The 4,290-nt window shown below is 74.8% G+C and carries 1 protein-coding gene; it reads right to left on the reverse strand.

Annotated elements, in window-relative coordinates:
• Positions 1-4,290: beta-ketoacyl synthase N-terminal-like domain-containing protein (locus ACIRYZ_RS46230; protein WP_402955697.1), on the reverse strand; the 4,290-nt coding region annotated here is incomplete at both ends.

Raw genomic sequence — 4,290 nt, forward strand, 5'->3', positions numbered from 1 at the left:
CATCCGCGTCGGCGATCTCCTCCCACTGGGCCCACGAAGGCGCGGTGTCCGCGGCAGGGCGCACCGGGGACCACTCGATCCCGTACAGCGAGCCCTCCGCAGTACTGCCAGCCGCCAACTGCTCGGGGGAGACCGGGCGGCTCACCATGGAGGCCACCGACAGCACCGGCCGCCCGGTCGCGTCCGCGACCTGCAGCGCCAGGCCGCCATCGGCCACCCGGGTCAGCCGGGCCCGGACCAGCGAGGCGCCCACCGCGTGCAGCGCCACCCCGGTCCAGGCGAACGGGATCGCCGTCTCGCCGGTGCCGTCGTTGGTGAGGATCGCGGCGTGCATGACGGCGTCGAGCAGCGCCGGGTGGATGCCGAAGCGCGCGGCGTCGTCCTGGGCCTCGTCGGGCAGGGCGACCTCGGTGAACAACTCGTCACCGCGCCGCCAGACCGCACGGAGCCCCTGGAACACCGGGCCGTAGCCGAAGCCGATCTCGGCCACCCGCTCGTAGGCACCGTCGACCGGCACCTCCTCCGCGCCGGCCGGCGGCCAGGCGCTCAGCTCGAACCCGCCGCCCGGTAGCGGAGCCTGGTCCAGGAAGCCGGAGGCGTGGCGCACCCAGGCCCGGTCCGCTCCGCCCTCGGGCCGGGAGTGGACGGTGACCGCCCGGCGCCCGGTCGCGTCGGGCTCGCCGACCCACACCTGCACCTGGAGCCCGCCCTGCTCGGGCAGGACCAGCGCGGCGGCGAGCGTCAGCTCCTCCAGCACCTCGCAGCCCGCCTCCGCACCCGCTCGGAGCACCATCTCCACCAGGCCGGTGCCGGGGGCCAGCACCGTGCCGTGCACCCGGTGGTCGGCCAGCCAGGGGTGCGACTCGACCGACAGCCGCCCCGTGAAGAGGTGGCCGTTGCCGTCCGCCAGCTCCATGGCCGCGCCCAGCAGCGGGTGTTCGGCCGCCTGCACGCCGACCGCGCCCAGGTCGGTGCCGGCTCGCTGGGCGTCCACCCAGTACCGCTGGCGCTGGAAGGCATAGGTCGGCAGATCGACGTGCCGCGCCGGCGTCCCGTCGAAGACGGACCGCCACTGCACCTGTGCGCCCGCGGCGTGCAGCCGGCCGAGCGCTGACATCAGCGTGGCCGTCTCGTCACGGTCCTTGCGCAGCAGGGAGGCCAGCAGCAGCTCGGCCGTCTCCTCGCCGAGGCAGTCCTGCGCCATCCCGGTGAGCACGGCGTCGGGGCCGAGCTCCACGAACCGGGTCGCGCCGAGCTCGCGCAGCGCCCGCACACCGTCGGCGAACCGCACCGCCTCCCGGGCGTGGCGCACCCAGTAGTCCGGCGCGCCCAGCTCCTCGGCGGTGGCTGGGCGGCCGGTGAGGGTGGAGACCAGCGGCAGGTCGGGTTCCAGCGGGGAGAGACCCGCGACCACGGCGCGGAACTCGTCGAGCATCGGGTCCATCAGCGGTGAGTGGAAGGCGTGCGAGACGCGCAGCAGGCTGGTCTTCCGCCCCAGGCCCGCGAAGTGCGCGGCGATCTCCTCGACCGCCTCCCGCTCACCGGAGACCACCAGGGCCGACGGGCCGTTGACGGCGGCGATCGACACCGAGCCGCCCAGCAGCGGCAGGACTTCGTCCTCCGTCGCCTGCACGGCCGCCATCGCACCGCCCTCGGGTAGCGCCTGCATCAGCCGGCCGCGGGCCGTCACCAGCGCGCAGGCGTCGGCGAGCGAGAAGACACCCGCCACGTGCGCCGCCGCCACCTCGCCGATCGAGTGGCCCGCCACGAAGTCCGGCCGCACGCCCCAGGATTCGAGCAGCCGGAAGAGCGCCACCTCGACGGCGAACAGGGCCGGCTGGGCCCACTCGGTGCGGTGCAGCTCCTGGGCGTCGGTGCCCCAGACCACCTCGCGGACCCCGTCGCCCAGTTCGGCGCAGACCGCGTCGAAGGCTGCCGTGAACACGGGGTAGCGCTTGTACAACTCGCGCCCCATGCCGAGGCGTTGCGAACCCTGACCGGAGAAGAGGAAGGCCGTCGGCTGCCCGCCGCGGGCAGCGGCCGCATACACGTTCGGTGCCCGGTCGCCCGCCGCCAGCGCCCGGAGGCCGGCCAGCAGCTCCTCCCGGTCCGCGCCGGTGACGACGGCGCGGCGCTCCAGCGCGGTCCGGGTGGTGGAAAGCGCGCGGGCGGTCTCTAGCGCGGTCAGCTCCGGCGCGGACTCCAGGAAGGAGACCAGGCGCGCGGCCTGGGCCCGCAAAGCGTCCTGGTTGGCGGCCGAGACCAACCAGGGCACGGCCCCGGCGGACTCGGCGGGCGCGTACTCCGGCTGCTCCGGGCCCTGTTCGAGCACTACGTGGGCATTGGTCCCGCTGATGCCGAAGGCCGAGACCGCGGACCGGCGCGGACGGTTGGTCTCCGGCCACTGCGCCTGCTCGGTCAACAGGTCCACCGCACCGCGCGACCAGTCCACGTGCGGCGAGGGCTCGTCGACGTGCAGGCTGCGGGGCAGCACGCCGTGCCGCATCGCCTGCACCATCTTGATCACGCCCGCGACACCGGCCGCCGCCTGGGCGTGGCCGATGTTGGACTTCACCGAGCCGAGCAGCAGCGGGTGTTCGCGGTCCTGGCCGTAGGTGGCGAGCAGGGCCTGGGCCTCGATCGGGTCGCCCAGCGTGGTGCCGGTGCCGTGCGCCTCGACCGCGTCGACCTCGTCGGCCGAGAGCTGGGCCGCCGCCAGGGCGCGGCGGATCACCCGCTGCTGGGAGGGGCCGTTGGGGGCGCTGAACCCGTTGCTGGCGCCGTCCTGGTTGACGGCGGAGCCCCGGACGACCGCCAGCACCCGATGGCCGTTGCGCAGCGCGTCGGAGAGCCGCTCCACCAGCAGCACGCCCACGCCCTCGGACCAGCCGACGCCGTCTGCCGCACCGGCGAAGGACTTGCAGCGGCCGTCCACCGAGAGCCCGCGCTGGCGGCTGAACTCGATGAACATGCCCGGCGTCGCCATCACGGTCACACCGCCGGTCAGCGCGAGCGAGCACTCGCCCGAGCGCAGCGCCTGCACCGCGAGGTGCAGCGCGACCAGCGAGGAGGAGCAGGCGGTGTCCACGGTGACGGCCGGGCCCTCAAGGCCGAGGGCGTAGGAGACCCGCCCGGAGACGACGCTGCCGCCGCTGGTGCCCGAGGGTGCCGCGTTCAGCGCGTAGTCGTGGTACATCACGCCCGCGAAGACCCCGGTCTGGCTGCCCTTCAGCGAGGTCGGGTCGATGCCGGCCCGCTCCAGCGCCTCCCAGGAGGTCTCGAGCAGCAGCCGCTGCTGCGGGTCCATGTAGAGCGCCTCGCGGGGCGAGATGCCGAAGAAGGCCGGGTCGAACTCGGCGGCGTCGTGCAGGAAGCTGCCACGGTGGGTGTAGCTCTTGCCCTCCTTGCCGGGCTCGGGGTCGTAGAGGCCCGCGAGGTCCCAGCCGCGGTTGACCGGCAGGTCCGAGGTGGTGTCCACACCGTCCAGGACCAGCTGCCAGAGCTCCTCGGGGCTGGTGACCCCGCCGGGGTAGCGGCAGGCCATGCCGATGATGGCGATGGGTTCACCGTCGGAGGCCTGGTCGCGGATGTCCTGCGAGACGACCATCGCGCCGGTGGCGGGCCAGAGTTCGGTGGTGAGGTGGTCGGCGACGGCGAGGGCGGTGGGGTAGTCGAAGGCGAGGGTGGCGGGCAGGCGCAGGCCGGTGAGGGTGTTCAGGTGGTTGCGCAGTTCGGTCGCGGCGAGCGAGTCGAAGCCCAACTCCTTGAAGGCCCGCTCCGGCTCGACGGCCTCGGGCGAGGTGTGGCCGAGCACGGCGGCCACCTCGGCCCGCACCGCCTGCAGCACCGCGCGGTGCCGCTCCTCCGCCGACAGCGCGGCCATCCGCTGCTGCCAGCCGCTCGACGCGGCCTCGCCGCGGGCGGCGGCGGCACGAGCCGCGCGCGGGGTGAGGCCGCGCAGGAGGGCGGGGACCTCGTCGGTGCGGGTGCGCAGGGCAGCCGCGTCCACCCGGATCGGGACCACGGTGGCCCGGTCGGCGCGCAGTGCCTCGGCGAAGAGCGCCAGGCCCTCCTCCCCGCCCAGGGCCGGGAGGCCCTGGGCTGCCAGTCGGCTGCGGTCGACCTCCCCGAGGTACTGGCTCATGCCGGCGCCGACGTCCCAGAGGCCGAAGGCCATCGAGGTGGCGGTCAGTTCGGCGGCGCGGCGGTGGGCGGCGAGGCCGTCGAGGAAGACGTTGGCAGCGGCGTAGTTGCCCTGACCGGCCGTCAGCACCAGGCCGCCGACCGAGG

The sequence above is a fragment of the Kitasatospora sp. NPDC101155 genome (assembly GCF_044768305.1).
In the GTDB taxonomy this organism is placed as follows: Bacteria; Actinomycetota; Actinomycetes; order Streptomycetales; family Streptomycetaceae; genus Kitasatospora.